The 23741-nt window shown below is 67.1% G+C and carries 28 protein-coding genes and 2 pseudogenes; 12 read left to right on the top strand and 18 right to left on the bottom strand.

Features of this window, described 5'->3' with window-relative positions:
* Positions 1–360: acyl-CoA thioesterase (locus K0S66_RS15975; protein WP_301076471.1), on the top strand; the 360-nt coding region annotated here is incomplete at its 5' end.
* 121 nt (positions 361–481) lie between these two features.
* Here the strand turns inward: K0S66_RS15975 and K0S66_RS15980 are convergent.
* Positions 482–751 carry a CsbD family protein gene (locus K0S66_RS15980; RefSeq protein WP_301076472.1) on the bottom strand — a complete coding sequence of 90 codons (270 nt, stop codon included), beginning with the start codon at positions 749–751 and terminating at the stop codon, positions 482–484.
* 113 nt (positions 752–864) lie between these two features.
* A complete protein-coding gene (locus K0S66_RS15985) occupies positions 865–1647 on the bottom strand; it encodes a crotonase/enoyl-CoA hydratase family protein (RefSeq protein ID WP_301076473.1) in 783 nt (260 codons plus the stop codon).
* A gap of 102 nt (positions 1648–1749) precedes the next feature.
* Here K0S66_RS15985 and K0S66_RS15990 point away from each other — a divergent pair, with 102 nt between their 5' ends.
* Together K0S66_RS15990 and K0S66_RS15995 are read left to right on the top strand one after the other, a co-directional pair.
* Positions 1750–2187, top strand: coding sequence for a PaaI family thioesterase (locus K0S66_RS15990; protein ID WP_301076474.1), 438 nt, complete (start codon positions 1750–1752; stop codon positions 2185–2187).
* Entirely contained in the window at positions 2184–2576 is a 393-nt protein-coding gene (locus tag K0S66_RS15995; protein ID WP_301076475.1) for a PaaI family thioesterase, read from the top strand. Before K0S66_RS15990 ends, K0S66_RS15995 begins: the two co-directional genes overlap by 4 nt.
* Here K0S66_RS15995 and K0S66_RS16000 read toward each other — a convergent pair.
* Positions 2560–3705 (bottom strand): PQQ-dependent sugar dehydrogenase, encoded by a 1146-nt coding sequence (locus tag K0S66_RS16000; protein WP_301076503.1) that lies wholly within the window; start codon positions 3703–3705, stop codon positions 2560–2562. The genes K0S66_RS15995 and K0S66_RS16000 overlap by 17 nt on opposite strands.
* A gap of 165 nt (positions 3706–3870) precedes the next feature.
* Between K0S66_RS16000 and K0S66_RS16005 the strand changes: the two genes are divergently transcribed.
* The 7 genes from K0S66_RS16005 (at position 3871) to K0S66_RS16035 (ending at position 10200) form a co-directional block, all read left to right on the top strand.
* Positions 3871–4479 (top strand): ribonuclease HII, encoded by a 609-nt coding sequence (locus tag K0S66_RS16005; protein WP_301076476.1) that lies wholly within the window; start codon positions 3871–3873, stop codon positions 4477–4479.
* 177 nt (positions 4480–4656) lie between these two features.
* Entirely contained in the window at positions 4657–5808 is a 1152-nt protein-coding gene (locus tag K0S66_RS16010) for a site-specific DNA-methyltransferase (protein ID WP_301076477.1), read from the top strand.
* Between the two features lie 289 nt (positions 5809–6097).
* Positions 6098–7144: a dihydropteroate synthase gene (gene folP, locus K0S66_RS16015; protein ID WP_301076478.1), complete on the top strand. Its 1047-nt coding sequence runs from the start codon at positions 6098–6100 to the stop codon at positions 7142–7144.
* 63 nt (positions 7145–7207) lie between these two features.
* Positions 7208–7900: an NRDE family protein gene (locus tag K0S66_RS16020; RefSeq protein WP_301076479.1), complete on the top strand. Its 693-nt coding sequence runs from the start codon at positions 7208–7210 to the stop codon at positions 7898–7900.
* Between the two features lie 110 nt (positions 7901–8010).
* Positions 8011–8592, top strand: a complete 582-nt coding sequence (locus K0S66_RS16025; RefSeq protein ID WP_301076480.1) for an alpha/beta hydrolase — start codon at positions 8011–8013, stop codon at positions 8590–8592.
* 58 nt (positions 8593–8650) lie between these two features.
* The gene (purE, locus tag K0S66_RS16030) at positions 8651–9127 is read left to right on the top strand and encodes a 5-(carboxyamino)imidazole ribonucleotide mutase (RefSeq protein WP_301076481.1); all 477 of its coding nucleotides are present in this window, start codon (positions 8651–8653) and stop codon (positions 9125–9127) included.
* The gene (locus tag K0S66_RS16035; protein ID WP_301076482.1) at positions 9124–10200 is read left to right on the top strand and encodes a 5-(carboxyamino)imidazole ribonucleotide synthase; all 1077 of its coding nucleotides are present in this window, start codon (positions 9124–9126) and stop codon (positions 10198–10200) included. Before purE ends, K0S66_RS16035 begins: the two co-directional genes overlap by 4 nt.
* Before the next feature lie 359 nt (positions 10201–10559).
* Here K0S66_RS16035 and K0S66_RS16040 read toward each other — a convergent pair whose 3' ends face one another.
* The 13 genes and pseudogenes from K0S66_RS16040 to K0S66_RS16100 form a co-directional block, all read right to left on the bottom strand.
* Positions 10560–11666 (bottom strand): OmpA family protein, encoded by a 1107-nt coding sequence (locus K0S66_RS16040; RefSeq protein WP_301076483.1) that lies wholly within the window; start codon positions 11664–11666, stop codon positions 10560–10562.
* A gap of 111 nt (positions 11667–11777) precedes the next feature.
* Entirely contained in the window at positions 11778–12278 is a 501-nt protein-coding gene (locus K0S66_RS16045; RefSeq protein WP_301076484.1) for a DUF2793 domain-containing protein, read from the bottom strand.
* Between the two features lie 11 nt (positions 12279–12289).
* Positions 12290–13138 carry a hypothetical protein gene (locus tag K0S66_RS16050; protein WP_301076485.1) on the bottom strand — a complete coding sequence of 283 codons (849 nt, stop codon included), beginning with the start codon at positions 13136–13138 and terminating at the stop codon, positions 12290–12292.
* A complete protein-coding gene (locus K0S66_RS16055; protein WP_301076486.1) occupies positions 13044–13727 on the bottom strand; it encodes a tail tape measure protein in 684 nt (227 codons plus the stop codon). The genes K0S66_RS16050 and K0S66_RS16055 overlap by 95 nt, the downstream gene beginning before the upstream one ends.
* A gap of 15 nt (positions 13728–13742) precedes the next feature.
* On the bottom strand, positions 13743–13979 hold the full coding sequence (locus K0S66_RS16060; RefSeq protein ID WP_301076487.1) for a phage tail assembly chaperone: 237 nt from the start codon (positions 13977–13979) through the stop codon (positions 13743–13745).
* Positions 13976–14269, bottom strand: coding sequence for a gene transfer agent family protein (locus tag K0S66_RS16065; protein ID WP_301076504.1), 294 nt, complete (start codon positions 14267–14269; stop codon positions 13976–13978). Before K0S66_RS16065 ends, K0S66_RS16060 begins: the two co-directional genes overlap by 4 nt.
* Positions 14270–14294: 25 nt before the next feature.
* Positions 14295–14702, bottom strand: coding sequence for a phage tail protein (locus K0S66_RS16070; protein ID WP_301076505.1), 408 nt, complete (start codon positions 14700–14702; stop codon positions 14295–14297).
* Positions 14703–14704: 2 nt separating this feature from the next.
* On the bottom strand, positions 14705–14860 hold the full coding sequence (locus tag K0S66_RS16075) for a hypothetical protein (RefSeq protein ID WP_301076488.1): 156 nt from the start codon (positions 14858–14860) through the stop codon (positions 14705–14707).
* Entirely contained in the window at positions 14857–15195 is a 339-nt protein-coding gene (locus tag K0S66_RS16080) for an HK97 family phage prohead protease (protein WP_301076489.1), read from the bottom strand. The genes K0S66_RS16075 and K0S66_RS16080 overlap by 4 nt, the downstream gene beginning before the upstream one ends.
* Positions 15192–15500 (bottom strand): DUF6127 family protein, encoded by a 309-nt coding sequence (locus K0S66_RS16085; protein WP_301076490.1) that lies wholly within the window; start codon positions 15498–15500, stop codon positions 15192–15194. The genes K0S66_RS16080 and K0S66_RS16085 overlap by 4 nt, the downstream gene beginning before the upstream one ends.
* A pseudogene (locus tag K0S66_RS16090) lies at positions 15497–16602 on the bottom strand (phage portal protein). Before K0S66_RS16090 ends, K0S66_RS16085 begins: the two are co-directional and overlap by 4 nt.
* Before the next feature lie 42 nt (positions 16603–16644).
* Positions 16645–17946, bottom strand: a pseudogene (locus K0S66_RS16095) (terminase family protein).
* Positions 17943–18368, bottom strand: coding sequence for a hypothetical protein (locus K0S66_RS16100; protein WP_301076491.1), 426 nt, complete (start codon positions 18366–18368; stop codon positions 17943–17945). Before K0S66_RS16100 ends, K0S66_RS16095 begins: the two are co-directional and overlap by 4 nt.
* Positions 18369–18972: 604 nt before the next feature.
* On the opposite strand from K0S66_RS16100, the gene K0S66_RS16105 reads away from it, so the two are divergent.
* A complete protein-coding gene (locus tag K0S66_RS16105; protein WP_301076492.1) occupies positions 18973–20199 on the top strand; it encodes an FAD-dependent oxidoreductase in 1227 nt (408 codons plus the stop codon).
* A 76-nt stretch (positions 20200–20275) separates the two neighbouring features.
* Here K0S66_RS16105 and lpdA read toward each other — a convergent pair whose 3' ends face one another.
* Positions 20276–21670, bottom strand: coding sequence for a dihydrolipoyl dehydrogenase (gene lpdA / locus K0S66_RS16110; RefSeq protein WP_301076493.1), 1395 nt, complete (start codon positions 21668–21670; stop codon positions 20276–20278).
* A gap of 91 nt (positions 21671–21761) precedes the next feature.
* Here lpdA and K0S66_RS16115 point away from each other — a divergent pair, with 91 nt between their 5' ends.
* Entirely contained in the window at positions 21762–22994 is a 1233-nt protein-coding gene (locus K0S66_RS16115; protein WP_301076494.1) for an acyl-CoA dehydrogenase family protein, read from the top strand.
* Positions 22995–23073: 79 nt separating this feature from the next.
* Here K0S66_RS16115 and K0S66_RS16120 read toward each other — a convergent pair whose 3' ends face one another.
* A complete protein-coding gene (locus K0S66_RS16120; RefSeq protein ID WP_301076495.1) occupies positions 23074–23649 on the bottom strand; it encodes an opacity protein in 576 nt (191 codons plus the stop codon).
* Positions 23650–23741: the final 92 nt, after the last annotated feature.

Raw genomic sequence — 23741 nt, forward strand, 5'->3', positions numbered from 1 at the left:
ACCATGGGTCACCTCAACAATGTCGCCTACGCAGCGCTGTTCGAGGATGCACGGGTGCGCATGAATCAGGAACTCGGGCGAGTGAACCGCGGCATGATGGCAGACGGCTCGTTCCGTGCTGTCGTTGCTCGCAACGAAATCAATTACCTGGCGGAAGGCAGCTTTCCCGAAGACGTCGAGATCGCGCTGGGGATCGGCCGCATCGGCAATCGCAGCTTCGAAATGCTTGCCGCTGCCTTTCAGTCCGGCATCTGCATCGCGACGTGCGACACTACGATCGTGATGACGGATCCGAAAACCGAACCACTGCCCACGGCCTTCGTAGAGCGGTTGAAAGCAGTTCAGGTAAAGGGCGACTAAGGGCGTCTCAAGCGATCCACCGCTCCAGCGGGTCTGCCCCTTTACCCGCAGGCTAGGTGCCTGCCGGCAGCTTAGCCACCGGCGGCACCAAAAACCCGCATTCACCTGTTATGGCGCAGGCTTATTTGCCGCGCAGCGTGCCTAGCGTTGCCAGGCCCAGTACGCCTACCAGCGCTGCCGTGGCCCATGGGCGCTCCTTGGCGAAGGCCTTTGCCTGCCCGACGACAGCCGGCTGGCCATCGGTGCCGGGCGCCATCGCCTTCTGCACCGAACCTTTCAGCTGATCGAACATGCCGCTTGCCTGCATCGAACGGTCGTTCGTTGCCGCGCCCGCGGTTTCCTTAACCTTGCCCGTGATCGAGTTGATGTCGCCAGTAAGTGCGTCAGCCATGATCAATATCCTCCGAGATGAGCCGGAGGGTACAACCGACGAGGCGGCTTTTTGTGCCGATTATCCCAGGCGCCCGTCTCCGGCTTCCATGACCAGCGACGGGCGCAAGCGGCTCAGTCGACGAACACGGGTGCCCGCTTCTCCATATGGGCCTTCACCGCCTCCACCTGGTTGGGCGAACGCATCAGCTTGACCTGCTCGTCGCTCTCACCCTGCAATACCGTTGCCGTATCGCCACCCGCCATCAGGTTGATCAGCCGCTTGGATGCCTTCACGGCATCGGGATTGCGACCCGCGATCTCGCGCGCCAGTTCGAACGCGGCGGCGCGTGGATCGTCCGCCAGTCGCGTGACGAAGCCATAACGCTCGGCCTGCTCACCGGTGAATTCGCGCGCACTATAGGTGAGGTCGCGAAGCACATCATCGCGTGCCAACGTCCGCCACAGCGCGAGGCCTGCCATGTCCGGCACCAGCCCCCAATAGGTCTCGCGGATCGACATGCGCGTGTCCGGCCGGGCGATGCGAACGCAGGCGCCCGACATGATCTGGAAACCACCGCCCAGCGCAACGCCATGAACCGCGGCGATCACCGGCATCGGCAAGGTACGCCAGCCCCAGGCGACATTCTGCGCCGTGTTCGCGACGCCGTGGCTGCGCTTGCCCAGATCGTTACCGGAGCCGCCAGCGGCCATTGAACCCATGTCGAGGCCCGCGCAGAACGCGCGCCCTTCGCCGGATAGTACGGCAACGCGCACTTCCTTCATGCCGGCCAACCGCTCGATCGCAGCATTGATGCCGGCGAACATCGCGGGATCGAGGGCATTCATCTTGTCCGGACGGTTCAGCCGCACGTCGGCGATGCCATTGTCGACCGTGATCGTAACGCGCTCTTCCATCTCGCTCTCCCGCAAATTGATACGATCGACTTAGACAACCCTGCGGCCTGCATCAATGCCGCCAATATTGCGCTGTCAGGGTGCGGGTGTATCAGCGCCTGCATGAAGATCGAGACGGCATTGGGCGACCTGCCCGGTATGGAAGACGTCCGCTTCGGCGGCCATGGCGGGCGGCTCGGCATCGCCTACCACGCACACGGACCCGACTGGTGCGAACTGACCCTTCCCTATCATCCCGATATGATCGGCGATGAGGACAGTGGCGTGATCGCTTCGGGTCCGATCTTCGCCTTGATGGATATCGCGACCAGCCTGGCGACGATGCGAAAGCTGGGCCGCTTCGTACCGCATGCGACGCTGGACCTCCGGGTGGATTACCTGCGCCCGGCCACGCCGGGGCGCACAGTGATCGGCCATGGCGAATGCTATGCGATCAAGCGGTCGATCAGCTTCGTACGCGGTCAGGCGCACGATGGCGATCCGAACGACCCCGTCGCGCACGTGTCCGGCACCTTCATGTTTCTGGGAGAGGGGGCATGAAGCTTCCCCCCTATGCCGACCTGCTCGGCGCCACGTTGGAATGGGAAAACGGCCTTCCCATCCTCGCCATGCCCTTTGGCCCCGCCGTGATCGGCCGCCCCGGCTTCGTCCAGGGCGGGGCGATAACCGGACTCATCGAAATGGCAGCGCTCGCCGCCCTGCGGCATCAGATGGCGAGCGAAAGTGGCAGTGACGCCAACCGGCGGGTAAAGCCGATCAACGTCACCATCGATTTCATGCGCGGCGGGCGGGAACGGCTCACCTACGCGGCGGGCACCGTCACGCGGCTCGGCAATCGCATTGCCAACGTCGAGGCGATCGCCTGGCAGGAAAGCCGGGCCAAGCCGATCGCCTCGGCGCGCATGAACTATCTCATCGCGCGGGGGTGAGCCGCAGCATCCGGCCCTGCGATCCCTGCGCGCCATCTTCCAGCACGTAGATCGATCCGTCGGGCCCCTGCTCCACCTCACGGATGCGCGCACCCATGTCCCATTGATCGCCCTTGCGCGCGTTGGTGCCGTCCAGATCGACGCGCACCAGCGCCTTGGACGATAGACCGCCGATAAAGGCATCGCCCTTCCACTGCGGGAACAGATTGCCCGAATAGATCATCAGCCCGCCCGGCGAGATCACCGGCGTCCAGAACACCTTGGGCGCTTCGAAGCCGTCACCCGGCGCATGGTCGGGGATCGGGCGGCCGTCATAATGGTCGCCGTTCGACACCTTCGGATAGCCATAGTTGCGGCCCGGCAGGACGAGGTTCAGCTCGTCGCCGCCCTTGGGTCCCATCTCCTGCTCCCACAGGTTGCCCTGCGCATCGAAGGCGATGCCGAGCAGATTGCGATGGCCATAGCTCCACACCGCCGGGTGGAAGCCCTTCGCCGCCAGCGGGTTACCCCCCGCCGGCTTTCCTTCCAGAGTCAGGCGAAGGACCTTGCCCAATGTAGCCTTGGGGTCCTGCGCTGGGTCGAACTTCTGGCGCTCGCCGTTGGTGAAGAACAGGTAGCGGCCGTCGGGCGAGAAGGCGATGCGCCCCGAATAGTGGCCGTTCCCTTCGACAAACGGCGTTGCCCGAAACAGCTCCTCGATCTGGCGCAGCTTGGCCGCGCCGGCGGTCGAATCATCAAGCACGCCGCGCGCCAGGACAACGCCCTTGCCGCCCGGGCCGGTGGCGGACCAGCTGAGGTAAACCCGCTTCGACTGGGCAAAATCCGGCGCCAGGACGACGTCCATCAACCCGCCCTGACCCGCCGAATCGACGGTGAGGGTCGCGATCGTCTGGCGCGCTGTGCCGTCCGCCGACACCAGCAGAAGCCGTCCGTCCTTTTCCGTCACCAGCATGCGGCCATCGGGCAGGAACGTCATCGCCCATGGCGCATCGAAATCGGCAACCACCGTCTCGACAAACGGCTTGGCGCTGGTGGCCGCGGTGGGAGTATTCGTCGCATTGCCGGTCTGCGGCTCTGCGGAACAGGCGGTGGCGGCCAGCAGGGCCGCAACGAACGGGCTGCGCGAGATCACGATAACTCCTCGGAAGGGTAAGCAGATGGAATACCGTCGCAGTGTCGATGCGGTTCCGCAACAGATCACACGAGGCGAACAGGCGATGATCCGCACTTCGGCTGGCGGCGCCATTTTGCTATGGGCGAACACAATCCACCCTGAGAAAGCCACTTCCCCAATATGCCCGGCCTGAAGCACGAACGCCTGTATCTCGCACCCGTCGCCGGCGTGGACGAGGCTGGCCGCGGTCCGCTGGCGGGGCCGGTCGTGGCAGCCGCCGTGATCTTGCCCGACAAGGGCGTGCCCCGAGGTATCGACGATTCGAAGAAGCTGTCCGCGAACGAGCGCGCGCGATTGTGCGGCCGGCTTCTGGACTGCGCGGCCGTCGGCGTCGGCATCATCGAAGCGGACGAGATCGACACGCTCAACATCTACTGGGCGACGATGAAGGCGATGACCGTCGCGGTGGATCAGCTCGCCGCGACGCTCGGCTGTGCTCCGGGGCATGTCCTGGTGGACGGGAACCGGCTGCCACGCTGGGGCTATGCGGCAACACCGATCGTCGGTGGCGACGCGCTGAGCCGTTCGATCGCCGCCGCATCGATCGTCGCCAAGCACACGCGCGACACGATCATGATTCGGCATCACGAATCATATCCGCACTACAATTGGGCCTCCAACAAGGGGTACGGTTGCGCCACTCACCGCCGCGCATTGGCTGAACACGGCCCCTCCCCGCTCCATCGACGGAGCTTCGCACCCGTGGCGCAGACGGTTCTTCCGTTCTGAGTCTTTTGCGCCACACCCCATTGCTAGAGTCTCGCACCTGCGGTTGACTCAACATGTTGGAGCGGGCCCGGAATGTTCCGCGACTTTAACGTTTCCGCAGCTTTCATGATTAACCATTGATCGCTTGACGGCGAGTCCACCACGCGGCGACGGTCGCGTGCGAGAAGGGGGAACCGCATGAGTGTCATTGAGAAAACGCGCGTGCGTCGCGCCCCGGCCAAGACGTCGGGAAAGGATACGGCAGAGGCTGCCGTCCTGCCGCTCGACCGGATTCTGACGGGTGATTGCATCGCGCAGATGCGTGCGCTGCCGGCGAAGTCGGTGGACATGATCTTCGCCGATCCGCCGTACAATCTGCAGCTCGGGGGTGAGCTGTTTCGTCCGGACGGCAGCCATGTGGATGCCGTCACCGACGATTGGGACAAGTTCGATACGTTCGCGGCCTATGATGCGTTCACGCGCGCCTGGCTGGCGGAGGCGCATCGTATTCTGAAGGACAACGGCACGATCTGGGTGATCGGCAGCTATCACAACATCTTCCGGGTCGGCACGGCGGTACAGGATCTGGGCTATTGGATCCTGAACGACATCGTCTGGCGCAAGAACAATCCGATGCCCAATTTCCGCGGCACGCGCTTCACCAATGCGCATGAAACGCTGATCTGGGCGTCCAAGGGCGAGAAGGCGAAGTACACCTTCAACTATCGCTCAATGAAGACGCTGAACGACGAGCTTCAGATGCGCTCGGATTGGGAATTCCCGATCTGTGGTGGCCAGGAACGACTGAAGGGTGCTGACGGGCACAAGGTGCACCCCACGCAGAAGCCGGAGGCGCTCATCTACCGCGTCCTTCTCGCCTGCACGAAGCCGGGCGATGTCGTCCTTGACCCCTTCTTCGGCACCGGGACGACGGGCGCCGTGGCAAAGCGCCTCGGCCGTCGCTGGATCGGCATCGAGCGTGAGGGCGTGTACATCGACGCCGCTCAGGCGCGCATTGATGCCGCCCTGCCGCTCGACGAGTCGGCGCTGCGCACGATGCAAAGCCCCAAGCAGCAGCCCAAGGTCGCCTTCGGCGTGCTGGTGGAAAACTGCTACCTGCCCGCCGGCAGCATCGTGGTGGATGCAAAGCGGCGGTTCCGCGCGACTGTGTGCGCCGACGGCAGCCTCGCGTCCGACTGCGGCACCACCGGATCGATCCACAAGCTTGGCGCTACCCTGCAGGGCGCGCCGACCTGCAATGGCTGGAGCTTCTGGCATTATGAGGTCGATGGCGCGCTCAAGCCGATCGACGCCCTGCGCCAGACCTATTTGCTCGCGACCCAGGTCTGAGCATTCGCTGATTGCTCGGGGAACGCTTCCCCGAGTGGTCAGGTTCGCGCCACCCGCCGTCGGCGCAGTACGTTGCACCTTCGAAGTCGGCGGCGGTCGAATTCCTATTCCAGAGCCTCGTGCGAAGTTCGCGTCGTCGGCCACGGCCCAGATCTCGATCGCAGCTGACCCCGCGCGAATTGGCCCTCTCCACAAATGGTCAGTCGGCCCCCCTCATCGTCATCACGCCGCCTCGCTTGCCCCCCGCCCCTCTTCGCCGCAGAAGGCCCGTCTCAACAGAAAGACGCCCATGCACCTTCGCCCGGTCCATTTTGTCGACGCACCCTTCGCTTATGATGATGGTGCGGTGGCGCGGCTTGCCGGCGGAATGCAGTGGTTCGCTGCCTATGAAGTGCAGGATGCCGGCACGAAGCGTATCGTTCCGGTGGCAGAGATCGAACGGCTTGGCGCCCGCGCCACCGCCCTCCATGCACGCTTCGTTGCGGCGCGGCCCGCGCTGGAACTTGGCGAACGCACGCTTCGGTTCGACCAGCCCGTCGTCGCCGCGATCCTGAACATCACGCCCGACAGCTTCTCGGACGGCGGTACGCACCGGGACGATCCTGCCGCCGCGGCGGCGGCAGGGATGGAAATGGCTGGTGCCGGCGCTGCGCTGATCGACGTCGGCGGCGAATCCACCCGCCCCGGTGCAGCCGCGGTCTGGGAAGAAGACGAGGCGGCGCGTGTCGTTCCCGTGATCGACCGGCTGGCGCGTGCCGGGGCGCTGGTGTCGATCGACACGCGCAAGGCGCTCGTCATGGAGCGCGCGCTATCCGCCGGGGCTGCGATCGTGAACGACGTCTCCGCCCTCTTGTGGGACAAGCGCGCCGTTGAGGTGGTCGCGCGTGCCGGCTGCCCCGTGATCGTGATGCACTCGCCCGATCCGGAAAAGGGCGGCCATGGCGCCGCGGCCTACCGCAATGTCGCGATGGAGGTGTTCGACTGGCTCGATGCGCGCATAGACGCGCTCACGGCGGCCGGCATTGATCGTTCCCGGATCATCGTCGATCCCGGCATCGGCTTCGGCAAGTCGCTGCAGGACAATCTCGCCCTCATCAATGCGCTGGCCATGTTCCACGGGCTGGGTTGCCCGATCATGCTGGGGGCGAGCCGCAAGCGCCTGATCGGCGCCTTGTCCAACGAGGCACCGGTCGGCGAGCGGCTGGGTGGCTCGGTCGCCCTCGCGCTCAAGGGCGCCGAAGCGGGCGTACAGTTGCTGCGCGTTCACGATGTGCCGGAGACGCTCCAGGCCCTGCGGGTTTGGCGTGGCCTGCGCGATCGAGCGTTCGGCGGATGAGCACTTTTCCCACTGCCACGTCGAGGTACGGCCCATGCTAGCCTTGGCCGGGGAAACGCGCTGATGTGTGTGGTCGCGGTGGCATATCGCGCCCACCCCCGCTGGCGCTTGGTCGTCGCGGCGAACCGCGATGAATATCATGCGCGCCCCTCCGCCCCGCTCGCGCGCTGGGCAGATGCGCCGGCCATCGCGGCCGGGCGTGATCTCTTGTCCGGCGGAACCTGGATCGGCGTGTCGGACCCCGGCCGCTTCGCAGTGGTGACCAACGCCGCTGGCCATCCCCGGGGCGAGGATGCACCCTCGCGTGGCGCGCTGGTGACGGATTACCTGCGCGACGGCACCGTGCCAACGGATGATCAACTGTGCGCCTATGGCGGCTTCAGCCTGATCACCTGTGGCCTTGCGGCAGAATATTGCACCAATCAGCCGGTAAGTGCCCGCCGCGTACTGACACCGGGTCTGCACGGCATCTCCAACGGTCCGCTGGACCCACCATCGCTGCGCACCCGGGCGGTCACGACCGGGCTGGCGAGTTGGCTCACCGCGGGGCAATCCGTTGATCGCCTGCTAGACCTCCTCGTGGACGAGGCGCCTGCACCAACGGGCGAACGCCCGATCTTCATCCGCGACCCAATCTATGGAACACGGTGCAGCACCGTGATCGCGGTCGACAATCAGGGGCACGGATCGATTATCGAGCGTCGGTTTGGCGCCGACGGTACGGTCGACGGAACCACCTCTCTCTCCTTCCGCTGACCCAGCGACTGAGCCGCGACGCCAGCCCAACGGCGTCATTCCAGGCACGGCATTGCCGCAAGCGCTCGAATCCTGGATAGTCGCTCCACGAACAGGATGGAGTGGACGCCATGTCGAGCGCGACGGCCGTCATGCCAAACCATTGGTCGATCATCACGATCGCCGCTACCGACAGCGGCGCCCCGGCGTGGAACACGCGTTTGCGCTGGCCGGCGGAGGGCGATGATCACGTCGTGCTTCACGATGGCGATCGGCGTAGCCTGTGGGCCGCGCAACTCGATGCTGCCGTGATGCGCGCCGATCGGACGGTGGTTCTGGTCGCGGAAGGGCTCGGCTGCCACGCCGCCTCGTGGTGGGCGCGGCTCTCCCCGGCCAGCTATGTTTCGCGGATCGCCGGCGCGCTGTTGTTCGATCCGCCGGAGGACGGCGCCGGTGAGCGCCAGCCCTTCGCGTCACCAGCGACGGCGCTCCCCTTCCCCTCGCTCGTTCTGTCGGGAACGGATGCCGCCGCGACCATCCCGGCGATCGAGGGATGGGGCAGCCGGCTGTTGCGCGGTGATCGGCAACGTCACGGCGACCTTCGTCCCTGGCGAAGCGCGCAGCGGCTGATCCAGCGAGCAACGGCGCGCGTCGTCGATCGCGACGTGGAACGGGCCATCGCCATCCACCCGATGTTCCACCGCGATCGGTAAAGCGCAGGAGCGCACACTGACTGTTGCCCTGCCGCGCCCCGCTCGCTAACCGCCGGCAATGGCGCACGTCGGCATCATCATGGGTTCCACCTCGGACTGGGAGACAATGCGGCACGCTGCCGACATTCTCACCGCGCTGGAGATCCCGCACGAAACACGCGTCGTCTCCGCCCACCGTACGCCGCAGCGGCTGTATGACTATGCAACGGGCGCGGCGGATCGCGGGCTCAAGGTGCTGATCGCCGGCGCTGGCGGCGCGGCTCATTTGCCCGGCATGGCCGCGGCGATGACGCATCTGCCGGTCCTTGGTGTGCCCGTCGAATCCCACGCGCTGAAGGGCATGGATAGTCTGCTGTCGATCGTTCAGATGCCTGGCGGCATACCGGTGGGAACGCTGGCGATCGGCAAGGCTGGCGCAATCAACTCCGGCCTACTCGCCGCTGCCATTCTCGCTATCTCCGATCCCGCGTTGGCGGAGCGGCTGAAGGCGTGGCGGGCGGCGCAGACCGACAACGTGGTGGAGCAGCCCCAGTGAACCCTCTGCCTCCAGGCTCGACCATCGGGATCCTCGGCGGCGGACAATTGGGGCGAATGATCGCCACCGCCGCGGCGCAGCTCGGCTATCGAACACATGTTCTGGCGCCCGACCGCGAAAGCGTGGCGGCACAAACCGCCTCGTCGCTCACCCGCGCCGACTACCACAACCGCGTCGTGCTCGCCGATTTCGCCGCGCAATGCGACGTGGTCACCTACGAGTTCGAGAATATCGCTGCCGAACCGGTCGAGTGGCTGGCGGATCGTGTCCCCGTCCACCCCTCCCCGACCAGCTTGCGCGTGGCTCAGGATCGCGCGGCCGAGAAAAGCTTTGTCGAGGATCTCGGCGGGAAGCCGGCTCGTTGGGCGCCAGTAGACACGCGCGCGGCGCTCGATGCCGCGATTGAACGGATCGGCACGCCGGCGATCCTCAAGACCACCCGCATGGGCTATGACGGCAAGGGACAGGCAAGGATCAGCGATCCGTCAGAGGCCGATGCCGCGTGGGAGGCGGTCGGCGGGCCTGCGGTGCTCGAGGCCTTGGTTCCGTTCACCCACGAGTTCTCGATCATCCTGGTGCGCGGTCATGATGGCACGATAGTCAGCTATCCGCCTGCATGGAACGAACATGTGGACGGCATCCTGTCGCGTTCCACCGTGCCCGCGCCGGCAGAGATCGCCGCGCACTGGACAGAGGCCGCAGCGCTGACCGGCCGGATTGCCGACGCGCTTGGACATGTCGGCGTCCTGACGTGCGAGTTCTTCGCGACCGCCGACGGCCCCGTGTTCAACGAAATGGCGCCGCGCGTTCACAATTCGGGCCATTGGACGATCGAAGGCGCGGAGACGTCGCAGTTCGAGAATCACGTTCGCGCCATCCTTGGCCTGCCCTTGGGCAGCGTCACCCTAACCGGCCGCCACGTGACGATGGACAATCTGATCGGTGCCGAGGCTGATGGCTGGGCTGACGTGTTGGCGGAGGTCGGCGCGCACCTGCACCTCTACGGTAAGCGTGAAGTCCGCCCGGGCCGTAAGATGGGCCATGTCACTCGGGTGACCGGTCACAGCGACTGAGGCCGCGCTGCCCGTCACTGCCGGTGCTGGGCACCCCTTGAAACCGTTCATGCCGAGCCGAGGCGCCGAGCACTGGGATCGCTTTGCGGTGCCAGACCGACGCGGAAGAGGCGCGGCCTAGAACCTGCCTCTGCCCCAAAGCCGCGTCACTCGGCGGCAACCTAGTTGATGCCGGCGCAACAACACCCGACCGCGAGGACGGGCAAGCGGGCCGCCCTGCCGCAAGTCGATCCCGCATCCCCGTCCCGACGTGTCCGACCGAACCGGGCTCACGTCCGCCATACCCCGACCGAGCAGGTACAAAAAAAGAGGGGCCGGCGAACCGACCCCTCTCTCTTTTCGTCCGATCGACGAAGGTCTTACATGCCCGCGCCGGGGCCGTAGGTAACCTCCACGCGACGGTTCTGAACCTCGCGGACGCCGTCTGCGGTCGGCACGCGCGGGTTGCTCTCACCGAACGCTTCGGTGGTGATGACGTTACCCGGGATCGACTTCGATTCGAGGTACGACTTCACCGCGTCAGCGCGACGCTGCGAGAGACCGACGTTGTACTGAGCCGAACCCGAACGGTCGGTGTAACCGGCGACCATCACCTGGGCGTTGCCGCAGGTCTGGTACTGGGTCACGGCGTTGTCGAGGATCGACGCTGCCTCAGGCGTGATGTCCGACTTGTCCCACTCGAAGAAGACAATGAACGGACCCGGCGAGCACACCACTTCCGGCGGCGGCGGCGGCGGCGGCGGCGGCGGGGGAGGCGGCGGCGGCGGCGGCGGCGGCGGCGGTGCAACCGGCTCGCCGAAGTTGTAGGTCAGACCGCCCAGGATGCTGTGCGACCGGAAACGGCCGTCGAAGGCACGGTTCTGGAAGTCGACCAGCTTCACGTTGCTCGCGTTGAAGAAGCGATACTTCAGCGTTGCATCGAGGTTGTCGGTCAGCGGAGCGCGCACACCTGCGATACCCTGCCATGCGAACACGGTGTCAGAGTCGTCGAGGAAGCTGCCACGCTGGTTCAGAGCGATACGCGACTTGACGCGTGCCACACCGACACCGCCGCCGATGAAGCCCTGGATGCTGTCATCGTCACCGAAGTCCAGCAAACCGTTGACCATGAAGCTCAGCGCCGAGGTACGGCCGCCAGCGAAGTCATAGGTGCCCGGAGCTGCGGTGCCCGGGAAAGCCGGCGTGCCGACGGTCGACGAATAACCGTCAACGACTGCCGACTTGTAAGCGACTTCTGCTTCCAGTCGGAAGCTGCCGAAGTCGTAACCGGTGATGCCACCGACGTCATAGCCATACTTGCTATCGACGGTGCCGGTGCCGCTGGTGGCGGCGGTGATGTCGTACTCGATGTCCTCGACGATCATCCCACCGAACTCGGCGCCTACATACCACGCGTTGTCGCGGGCAAGTGCAGGCGAGGCGAGTGCGGTAGAAGCGAATGCCAGAACTACGGCAAGCTTCCGCATAAAAATTCCCCTTTCCATGGTGTCACTACGGACAGTGCTAACTCAGTAAAGAAGGGATAGTTTCCACGCAAGGCAACAAAAACGGCCGACTGTTGCACGTTTGACACACCCTCATCGAGCGATCAAACCGTGCGCCCGAAGCGCCTCCAGAACAAGGGAAAGAGTGGCCCGTGCGGAGGAATCGACGTTAGTTCCGACAGTTGGGTCCGAAATGGCGGGCTGTTGCGCCGCGACCACGCGGGTTCCGCCGACAAAAACTGCGCCCGCATGTAGTTCCCCGACAATCCAATTTCCGTCTTCAAAGCGCGCAACCAGGCCATCCTCGCGGCAGGTCACCGTCATGCCGAAGCGGGGAACAAGGAACCGCCACCCACCGGCGGTCCACCCTGCTAGCGCGTTGTAGTAGCCCTCCCACGCGCCGATTGGAGCCGAACCGACGATCCAGCATTGCCCTTCGGTCGGTTCCTCTGGCGGCTCGTTCACCCCGACCGCCTCGACACTGGCGTGAAGCGCCAGGTCGATCAGCGCCAGTGCCTCATTGTGATCAGTCTCTTTCTGCGCCTGGCCTGCATGCAGGAGCGGCAGCGACAGCCGCGGCGTCACACTCACCATTTCAGATCCCCTCAAAGTGTCAGCAGCGCCGCCCGCGACGCGCCATTGTTGCCGATCTGCCGCACCGCAACGTGAACCGGCGCGCTGCCGAGCGTGGCGAGCGGAACCACCAGCTCCGGCCGCGCGGTCGCGACATGACAGGGCTCGCTGGCGGCTGTCGTGATCGTGACCTGATACGCTTCGCGCTCTTCTCCCAGCAGTGTGTTTACTTCGTCGCGCCACGACCAATCGGTCCGGCTGCGCCGCCGCCACTGCAGCGTCAGCACTCCATCGCCGATGCGGGCGGAGAGGCGCACCGGGGCTGGTGGCAGGATCGAGGCTCCGTCCAGCACCACCGCCTCCTCGACCCCGCTGTCATCCCCAACACCGCGCGCCATGACACGAACACTGGCCCCGACCGCGGCATCGGGCGCGATCGACAGCAGCGCATCGGGCTCGATCAGGACGAAGCGCGCGCCGGCCGATATCGGCGCGGGGAGGGTGCCGCGCCTGCCACGCCACAGGTCCGACACACGCCAGCGGCGCGGTCCTATCTGCCGCACGGTGCCGAACTGCAGCAGCTCGTCGCCGACCAGCGCCAGGTTCGCGCCCCGATCGCGCGCGGTGGCATCGGCGCTGGTCAGCATCATGCCGTCATGCGCCAGCAGCAGTTCGATCGTGTGGCGCCGATCCTCCAGCGTGGCGGGCGCCGCCCCTGCCCCCGCAGCAACCGCTCCGACAATGCCCGGCGCCGCCGTCGTACCGGCCGGGATCCATGTCGTTCCGTCATCGACGCTGTAGTGGATCGACGCGCGCCGCCAGTGCGCGGTGCTGCCAGCCGCCACAATCGCGATCGCGGGGCGGCGCCCCTCGTTCGCCATGCCCGGCAGTTCCGCCGCATGCAGGATCGTCGCGCCGCTCGGCGCATCGGCTTGGCGGAGCACCCGGCCCGACGTCGCCGGCATCGTCGCGCTCGACGGCAGCAAGGCCACCAGGTCGATCGCTATCCTGAAGCGCTCGATGTCCACGGAGCGGACCCGCCATGCTCCGTTTGGCGGTCGGCACGAACAGTTCGGGGCCGCGCTCGCCCACCCAAAACGGGCGCCCGGGCGACACCGGCCCGCCCGTCGCCCGCCCTGGCGCACCCAGCGCGGCGAGCAACACGCTCGCCAAGCCGCCCCCACCCACACCCGCTCCCGCACCTGCCCCGATCACGCTGCCGATGCCGCTGCGCAGCGCATGGGTCGCGATCTCGCCCATCGCCGACAGGGCAACGCTCTTCAGATCCTCGAACCCCAGCTTGCCGGTGCGTACGGCGCGCGCCAGCGTCGTCTCGATCGCGCGTCCCGCCCGATTCGCGCCCACCGCCAGCGGCCCTTCCAGCGCCGCGCGCATCTCGCCCACGTCGCGCGCAAAGGCGGCGGTATCCGCCCGCACGCTCACCAGCATGCGATCCATGTCCTCATCCATCAGGAAATTGCTCCTTCAGCCGGGCCAGCGTCGCGCCGTCGGGGGGCGTGCTCGCATCCCGATCAGCGTTCCTGCCAGTGTTCCCGCCAGCGCCCCCGCCAGCATCTCTGTCGGCGCGCGCAGTTCGGCGGGCGTCACCCGCCAGAAGGCGTCGGGCGTCCAGCCGAACAGCACCCCCGACAGTCCCGCCAGCCGCACCGCCGCCTTGGCGAACGTCCCCGCCGGCCGCGCTGCGGCCTGTGCGACGATCATCGCCCCGCCAGTATCTGCCCGATCAGCATCTTCAGCGGTGCCATGGCGCGGGTCAGCCCCTGCGCCGTCACCGCGTCGCCCAGCGTGTCGCGCGTCAGCGCCGCCGGCCGATCCCGCAGGCAATGCCAGAACAGCCCCACCATCTCGCCCAGCGCCAGCCGCCCCTCGGCGGCACGCTCGACCAATGCGAACAGCGGTCCCAGTTCCTCTTCCGCCGCCACCAGCGCGGCAAAGCTTGGCCGCAGCACCAGCGTTTCGCCCGCCACGCGCAGCACCGCCTCACCGCGCAGCGGATTGGCCGCCGCCTCCCCGCGCTCACGCTGCCACCACCGGGCCGGAGCTTTCCAGGCTCAGGGTGTAACTACGCTCGCCGTTGAAATCGCCGGCATAGTCCAGCCGGGTGACCAGGAACCGCCCGGTCAGCGTCTCGCCGCTTTCGAAGCTCAGCCGGTAATCGTCGATCGTGCCGGCCAGCGCATTGGTCTTCACCCGCGTTTCAGCCGACGATCCGGTGAACACCCCCGCCGCCGACACGCTGACGCTACGCACGCCCGCACCGGACAGCAGATCGCGCCAGCCGCCCGATCCCTTGTGAGTCACCCCCACCGCCTCGCCATTGATGCTCAGCTGAGTCGTGCGCATCCCCGCAACCGTCGCGAACACAGGCGTCACCGCCCCGTCGCCGACCTTCAGCAGGAAGGCCGAACCTTTCTCCACCGCCATCGTCATCCCTCCCGGTATAGTTTCACCGCAAACTCGCGCGTTGCGGTCCAGCGGTCGCCGCCGCCGTTCCCGCCACCGCTCCGGTGCGTTCGTCCGCCCACCAGCCGCAGCGCCACGACGCGCCACCCGCCGCCGATCTCGCCCGACAGCATCGTCACCGCCGCCTCGACATCGGCGGCCAGCGTTCGCAGCCGCACCGGCCGCTCGCCGGCATCGTGCAGCACGATCCGCACCCGTCCGTCGCGCCCGTCGATTCCCGCACCGCCCCCCCGCCGCGCACCATCCGCGCCACGTCAGGATCGACGACGCACGCCTCGATCCACAGCCCGCGCGCGTCCTCGCCGATCGCCCAGATCTCCCCCACCGGCGCGCCGCGATGCTGCATCAGCAGCGGCACCGGCACCGCATCGGCAAACACACCGCTGCGAAACACATCGCCGGCGCGGTCCACCCGGTCGAACACCGCGGCATAGCCCTGGACGCGCAGGCTCATCGCACCCACTCCCCAAACCCCAGCTTCACCGCCAGCACGGCGAGCAGCAGCGCCGCCGCCCAGCCAGCGAACGCCTTCCACGCGCTGCGCTTCGCATCGCGCCACGCGGTCAGCAGCTCGCGCAGTTCCGCCAGGTCACGCGACGCGGCATCATCGGCCAGCCCCAGCCGGGTCATCGCCCGCGTCGCCCCCAGCTCCCCTGCCTCCTCGGCAATCGCGCGCAGCGTCGCCATGTCGGCGCCCGATGCGGCGCCCTGCGCGATCAGCTGCGCCAGGATGTTTCCCGTCCCGCCAGCACCCGTCATTGCGCCCACCCCACCATCTGCCGCTTTTCGTCGGCGGAAATGAAGTCGGCCGCGGACACCATCGCCCACAACCGCTCGCGATCCTCCACCAGTGCCGGCACGCGATCGGGATCGATCTCGATCCGCGCCTCGGCGAACCACCCCCGCAGCCCCGCCGCCAGCGCACCGAACACCGCATCCGCCAGCGGCAGCACGGTCAGCCGCCACAGCGCGCGGTTCGCCTCGCGATAATTGGCGTAGGTCGCGTCGCCCGGCAGCCCCAGCAGCATCGGCGGCACGCCAAACGCCAGCGCGACTCCCGCGCCGCCGCCGATTTCAGCGCGACGAAATCCATGTCGGCCGGCGACAGGCTCAGCGCCTGCCACTTGAGGCCCCCTTCCAGCAGCATTGGCCGCCCGGCATTGCCGGTCCCGGCAAAGCCCGCCTCCATCTCCTCGCGCAGCCGCTTGAACTGCTCGGCCGACAGCGCCGATCCATCGCCGGGATCATAGACCAGCGCCCCCGACGGCCGCGCCGCATTGTCGAGCAGCGCCTTGTTCCAGCGGCCAGCGGCATTGTGCACCGCGATCGCCCCCGATGCCGCGCCCAGGCACCCCAACCCGTAATGATCGTCCAGCGGGTGGAAACCGCGCACATGGATCACCGCATCGAGCGCGATATCGCTCACGCGCCCGCCCACGGTGTAGCGATATCCCGCGACCCAGCCGCTGGCATCCAGCACCACGCCGACCCGCTCGGGCCGCAGCGGATACAGCTCTGCCACCGCCCCCGTCTCATCGCGCAGCACCTGGATGAAGGCATTGCCGTGCAGCAGCACCTGCGCCGCCACGACCTCGGCCAGCCGCCCGCCGCCGCTGCGCGCCGTCACCAGCGCCAGCAGCGCGGGATCGCTCGCATCCAACGGCGCCGATCCCACCGCCTCCGCCACCAGCCGCACCGCGCGCTGAGCGACTGCATTGCCAAGATAGCCGGCGCGCACCTGCGCCTCATATCCCGACGGCCATTCCCCCTGCGCGAACGCCGCCGCGCCACGCGACCCCGCCCCACGCGAAAGGGCCGGGCGCGATTCCTCACGCCCGGCCCTCATGCCGAACCATTTCATGCTCATCCCTCCTGAATTGTCAGGTCACGCAGCGCCGCCGCGCTAGATCGCGCGCACCCCGGCCCGCACGCGCCGCCCCAGCATCAGCTCATTGAGCGCCCAGACCAGCGCATCGGCCCGATCGGGCGATCGCCCCGACCCTTCATAGCCGCCACCGACGGCCAGCCCGCACAGCTCGTCCTCCAGCATCGGGAAGACGCCCGCATGGCGCACGCGCCCCGCCTCATACAGCGCCGCCACCGGCTCGGCCCGCGCCACCTTGCCGCGGCTGGCATGGACCAGCCTGACCGGCAGCCCGGTGTCGGCGGCGTGAAGCACCGATCGCACCATCTCGCCGCCCTGGTTCGCCTCCGCGACTACCCGGTCGGCACCATGCCGGGCGGCGCAGCCCGCCACCGCGCGTGCCCAGCCCTCGGGCGTCGCGCCGGTGACACTCGCATCCTCGATCACATGGCCGGCGCCAGCGGCGTCCAACCCCGCGGCAACGATCCCGCAGGCGTCACCACCCACGCCCGCCGGCGGATCGACCCCCACTACCACGCGCACCAGCACCGGCGCCGCGGCGATGCGACAATCCTCGATCATTGCGCGAGTCCACAGCGCCCCCGCGACCGTCTCGATCATCTCGCCGTCCAGCTCCTGCCGGCCAAGCGCCGTCCCGCCATAGCTTTCAGTCATCGTCTCGATGAACGCCGCCGGCAAATGGACGTTGTCGCCGGTTCGCCCGGTCGTCTGGTGCAGCCGCGGCAGCGCCATCACCCGCCGCATCAGCGCGGTCGATCGCGGCGTCGTCGTCACCATCACCTGCGGCTGTTTCCCGAGCCGCATCGTCATCATCAGATTGTCCCACGCCGCTTCGCCGCGCTGCCATTTGGCCAGCTCGTCGCACCAGGCGGCATGATGTTCCGGCCCGCGCAGCCCCTCCGGCGAATCCGCCGAATAGACGGTGGCGATCGCCCCGCCCGGCCAGCGCACCTCTCCCTTGCTAGCCGCCTAGGCCGGCCGCATGTCGAGCCGCGCGGTCGCCAGCACCCCGCTCGGCCCCTCCACCATCACCCGCCGCGCCTCGTCCGCGGTGGCAGCGACCAGCGCGATGCGCGCCTCGGGAATCCGCCGCGCGACGCCGTTGACCCATTCCGCCCCGGCGCGCGTCTTGCCGAACCCGCGCCCCGCACGGACCAGCCACACGCGCCACGCCTCCTTCGACCAATATTGTCCCCCATGCGCGAACGTGTACCAGCGCCCCGCCATCTCGACCTTCATCGGCATCGACAGGGCGGCGATCACCCGGTCGCGCTCATCAGGCGGCAGCAGCGCCAGCCGCATCAACGGATCGTCGCTCATGACGCCGCCCCCCGCCGCGCCAGCCCGTCGAGCGCGCGCTTCAGCGCGGCATCGCTCTCCGCCTCGGTCGGCATCCTGACCGGCAGCATCTGGCCGCGCCGGCCGCCATCGGCCGTGCGATGCCGCTGCAACATGCCGACCGCCAGTTGCAGGTCGCCGTTGCTGATGCTCGCGCCTGCCGCCCCGGCGGCCACCGCGTCGACCTTGCCGATCGCATAGACCAGCAGCGCATTTTCCAGCCGGTCGTATCCCATCGCCAGCGCCTCGTCCCACGCCGCGGCAAAGGCCGCATCGACGCTGCGCCAGCGATGGACCGTCGCCAGCGTCCGCCCCGCCGACGCGGCCGCCGCCGCCACGTTGCACGTCTCCGCCAGCACCCTGGCAAAGCGCAGCTGCCGCAGCCGCGTGGTATGCCCGCTCAATCCCGCGCTTCTCGTCGCGCGGCCACCCGGTCGCGTCCGACGCCCCGCCAGCCTCATCCTCAAGCATTGCAGAGAACGTCGCGGTGTCAGGCACGACATCCACGCCGCCGGCCGGCGAGACTACGCCGGGCGCTTCGCTATCGCTGCGCGCTTTCCTTGTCGGCTCGCTGCCTGTCGCAGCCACGCCGGGCTTATGCGCCTTGGCTCGCGCGGCATCGTCTTGCGTGGCGCCGCGCACCGCCTGCTTGGGTCGCGCCAGATCGGCAGGCACGTCCTTCCGCGCGCCGGTGCCGCCAATGCGCACCATCCCCTCCGCTGCGCCCCCCTCCGCCACGCCCTTGTTCATCGCGCCTCTCCCCCGCTGCGGTGGCAGGCCCGCCGTTCGGACTGGCCCCCAAACGCCGACGGGCCGGGAGCGACAGGGCTTATCCCCGCGCTCACCGGCCCGTCGCCGCATCGAGTTGGCGGCGCTGCTCAACCGCGCCTGCACTTTCTAGAGGTTCCTGTTTTGTACACAAACAGCGTAGCGCTGTCAAGCGCGTTTCACTTGCCCTTGGCGGCGCCCCCGCGCAGGAACAGCCGCGAATGACGGCGGGGAGGACGAATGAGCATCTATGACGTGGTGATCGTCGGTGCCGGCCATGGCGGCGCTCAGGCCGCCATCGCGCTGCGCCAGGCGAAGTTCGACGGCACGATCGCGGTGATCGGTGCAGAGCCGGAACTGCCCTACGAACGCCCGCCCTTGTCCAAGGAATATCTCGCCGGCGACAAGGCGTTCGACCGTATCCTGATCCGCCCGGCGGCTTTCTGGCAGGAACGCGCCGTCGATATGCTGCTCGGCCGCGAAGTCACCGCTGTCGATCCCGCCGCGCATACCATAACCACCGCCGATGGCGCGACGATCGGCTACCGCCACCTCATCTGGGCGACCGGCGGCAGCCCGCGTCGCCTCAGCTGCGCCGGCCATGATCTCGCCGGCGTCCACACCGTACGCACCCGCGCCGATGCCGACCGCATGATGGCGGAGCTTCCCGGCGTGACCGACGCGGTCGTGATCGGCGGCGGCTATATCGGACTGGAGGCCGCCGCCGTCCTCGCCAAATTCGGCAAGCAGGTCGTGTTGCTCGAGGCGCTCGACCGCGTCCTCGCCCGAGTCGCCGGCCCTGACCTCTCCCGCTTCTACGAGGCGGAGCATCGCGCCCACGGCGTCGACGTGCGGCTCGGCGTCGCGGTCGATTGCATCGTCGGGGAAGATGGAAAGGCCACCGGCGTGCGCCTCGCCGATGGCACCATCATCCCCGCGCAGCTCGTCATCGTCGGCATCGGCATCATTCCCGCGGTGGTGCCCTTGCTCGCGGCGGGAGCGGCCGGTGGCAACGGCGTTCTGGTCGATGCACAATGCCGCACCAGCCTCCCCGACATCTTCGCGATCGGCGATTGCGCGCTCCACGCCAACGGCTTTGCCGACGATGCGGAAATCCGGCTCGAATCGGTGCAGAACGCCAATGACCAGGCCAATGTCGTCGCCAAGACGATCACTGGCCAGGACGCCGCCTATCACGCGGTGCCGTGGTTCTGGTCCAACCAGTACGATCTGAAACTGCAGACCGTCGGCCTCTCGATCGGCCATGACGCCACCATCCTGCGCGGCGACCCGGCTGCGCGCAGCTTCTCGATCATCTACCTCAAGGCCGGCCGCGTCATCGCGCTCGACTGCGTCAACGCGATCAAGGATTACGTGCAGGGCCGAAAGCTCGTCGAGGCCCGCGCTGCGCCCGATCCCGCGCGGCTGGCGGATGCGGCCACCCCGCTGAAGGAACTCGCCGCGTAATCACGGCGCAGACAAAAAAGGGGGCGCCGGCAAATCCGCCAGCGCCCCCTTTTCGCTTTTCGTCCAGATCAGCCGATCAGATGTGGATCGGCTTGCCCTGCACCGCCATCGCGGCTTCCTTCATTGCTTCCGAATGCGTCGGGTGCGCGTGGCAGGTGTAGGCGATGTCCTCGCTGGTCGCGCCGAACTCCATCGCCTGCGCCGCCTGCGCGATCATCGTGCCCGCGACGCTCGCGATGCACCACACGCCCAGCACGCGATCGGTCTTGGCGTCGGCGATCACCTTCACGAAGCCGTCGGGCTCATGATTGGTCTTGGCGCGGCTGTTGGCCATCATCGGGAACTTGCCGACCTTGATCTCGCCCTTCTCCTTGGCGGCTTCCTCGGTCAGCCCGACGCCGGCAATCTCCGGCCAGGTGTAGACCACCGACGGGATCACATCATGGTTCACGATGCCATGCTGGCCCGCGATATTCTCCGCGACGGCAATGCCCTCGTCCTCGGCCTTGTGCGCCAGCATCGGGCCAGGGATCACGTCGCCGATCGCCCAGACACCCGAAACCGAGGTGCGGAAATCATGGTCGGTCTCGATCTGACCGCGGTTGTTCGGGGTGAGGCCGATCTTCTCCAGCCCCAGGCCGTCGGTGTTCGGCTTGCGGCCGATCGACACCAGCACGCAATCCGCCTCGATCGTCGATGCCTCGCCGCCGGCGGCCGGCTCGACCGTCAGCGTCGCGGTGTCGCCATTGACCGAAACGTTGGTGACCTTGGTGCCCAGCTTGAACTCGATCCCCTGCTTCTTGAAGATCTTGTTCGCTTCCTTGCGCACGTCGCCATCGAAGCCCGGCAGGATTTGGTCGAGGAATTCGACGCAGGTCACCTTCGCACCCAGACGCCGCCAGACCGAGCCAAGCTCCAGCCCGATCACGCCGCCGCCGATGACCACCATGTGCTGGGGAACCTTGGGTAATTCGAGCGCGCCGGTCGAATCGACCACCACCTTCTGATCGATCGTCACGCCCGGCAGCGGGGTCACGCTCGAACCGGTCGCGATCACGATGTTCTTCGCCGTCACCTTCTGGCCATCGACGGTAACCGTATGCGCATCCTCGAAGCTGGCGCGGCCCTTCAGCCACGTCACCTTGTTCTTCTTGAACAGGAATTCGATCCCGCCGGTCAGGCCCTTCACCGATTCGCGGCGCTGACCATGCATTGCGTCCAGATCCAGCTCCGGCGTAACCTTCACGCCCATCTTGGCCATCGAGCCGTTCGCGGCCGCATCAAAATATTCGCTTGCGTGCAGCATCGCCTTGGACGGGATGCAGCCGACGTTGAGGCAGGTGCCGCCCAGCGTCTCGCGGCTCTCGGCGCACGCCACCTTCAGGCCCAGCTGCGCCGCCCGGATTGCCGCGACATAACCACCCGGACCGGCGCCGATCACGAGAACGTCATAGTCGAATTCGTCAGCCATCGGGTGCACTCGCCTCTGGATTAGGGAAACCGGCTGCGACATAGACCCTCATGACGGGGGTGCAACCCCGCGAGGACATAGGAGAGGCCGGATGGACCTGAAGTGGAGCCCTGAAGAACAGGCGTTCGAGGCGGAGGTGCGCGATTTTCTCGCCACCGCGCTCACCCCTGACCTGCAGCGCGCCGGACGCCTCTCGACCAGCGTCTATGCCGATCACCACGCCAGCATGAAATGGCAGGAAATCCTCGTCGAAAAGGGCTGGGCTGCCCCGCACTGGGCACCCGAGCATGGCGGCACTGACTGGACTGTGGCGCAGCATTACATCTGGAATCGCGAGCGCATCGCCGCGGGGGCGCCGGGCCTCTCACCGATGGGCATTTCGATGGTGGCCTATGTCATCATGAAATATGGCACGCCCGAACAGCAGCGTTTCTTTCTCCCCCGCATCCTGTCGGGCGAGATCTTCTTCTGCCAGGGCTATTCCGAACCCGGCTCCGGCAGCGACCTCGCGTCCTTGCAGACCAGCGCGGTCGACGATGGCGATGATCTCATCATCAACGGCCAGAAGGTCTGGACCACCCATGCCAGCGAGGCGAACTGGATCTTCGCGCTGGTCCGCACGTCGAAGGAAGGCCGCCCGCAGCAGGGCATCACCTTCCTCCTCATCGACATGACCACCCCCGGCGTCGAGGTTCGCCCCTTCACCATGGCCTCGGGTGAGCAGATCCAGAATGCGGTCTTCTTCACCGATGTGCGCGTGCCCAAGACGAACGTCATGGGAGAAATCGACCGCGGCTGGAGCGTCGCCAAATATCTTCTCGAGTTCGAACGTGGCGGCAACGCCTACGCCCCGGCGCTGAAGGCCCGTGCCGATGCGATCGCGCGCCATGCCGCTGAGACGACCGGCAGCGATGGCCATCCGTTGATCGACGACCCTGTATTCGCGACCAAGCTCGCCCGCGCCCGCATCCGTGCCGACGTCCTGGAAATCATGGAGCTTCGCCTGCTGTCAGCGGCCAACAATGACGGCAGCGTCGGCGCGCTGTCGTCGATGATGAAGATCATGGGCACCGAACTTGCCGGCACGCTCACCGAACTGACGATGGAGGCCGCCGGTGATCGCGGCCTCGTCTACCAGCCGCACGCTACGATGCCGGGCGGCCCGGTCCCGCGCCATACGCCGCCGACCGACGGCTATGTCTCCGGCGAGGAATGGCACGCGCTCACACCGCTGCGCTACATGAACGAGCGCGCCGGCCCGATCTACGCTGGCTCGAACGAGATCCAGCGCAACATCATCGCCAAGCAGGTGCTGGGGCTCTGACTGGGGCCATCGTTCGCGAACCATGAAAACGGGGCCCCGACCTGCGTCGGAGCCCCCCTTCTTTCGCCTGATGCGCGGATCAGAAGTGCCCGATCACGCCCAGCATCGGACGCACCGTCTCGAAATCACCCGTGGTGGCGATTTCGGCGCGGATGCGGATGCCTTCCTTCTTCACCAGCCCGTCAAGGCCGATGGCCGACGGGCCGAACTCGCCGCCGATGCCGTAGGAGATACGGCCATAGTCGCGGCTGTCATTGCCGTAGCGATCGAAATTGACCCAACGGTAGCCGGCCTTCACGTAGATGAGGCCAGTCTCACCGGCACGCGCGCCGACCCTGCCATGAACGCCATATTCCCAGTCGATGTCGCCGGTGAAGCCCTTGGCTGCATTGCCTTCCACGCCGACGAAGAAGCTGTTGAGCGGCACGTTCACGCCGACGACGCCCTCGACCAGGCCACCCTTCAGGCGGTTGCCCGGCTGCGACACGGGAATCCCGCCGCCCGGCGCGCTCTCAAAGCCCTCATAGCCGCCAAGCACGCCGACATAGGGATCGATCCCGAACGCGCGCGAACCATCGCTGGTGGTCTCCTGCGCCGCGGCCATCGACGGAATCACAAAAGCGGCGGCAACGGCCGCCGAAAGCAACTTCTTCATACAATACCTTTTACCAGGCCGCCGCTTGATGCGCGGTCCGCAGGTTCAAACCGCTGGCGTGCTCGCAAGTTGCTGGCCGGGCAAGGTAAAGT

Origin of the sequence: Sphingomonas sp., from assembly GCF_029239295.1 — a bacterium.
Lineage (GTDB): Bacteria > Pseudomonadota > Alphaproteobacteria > Sphingomonadales > Sphingomonadaceae > Sphingomonas.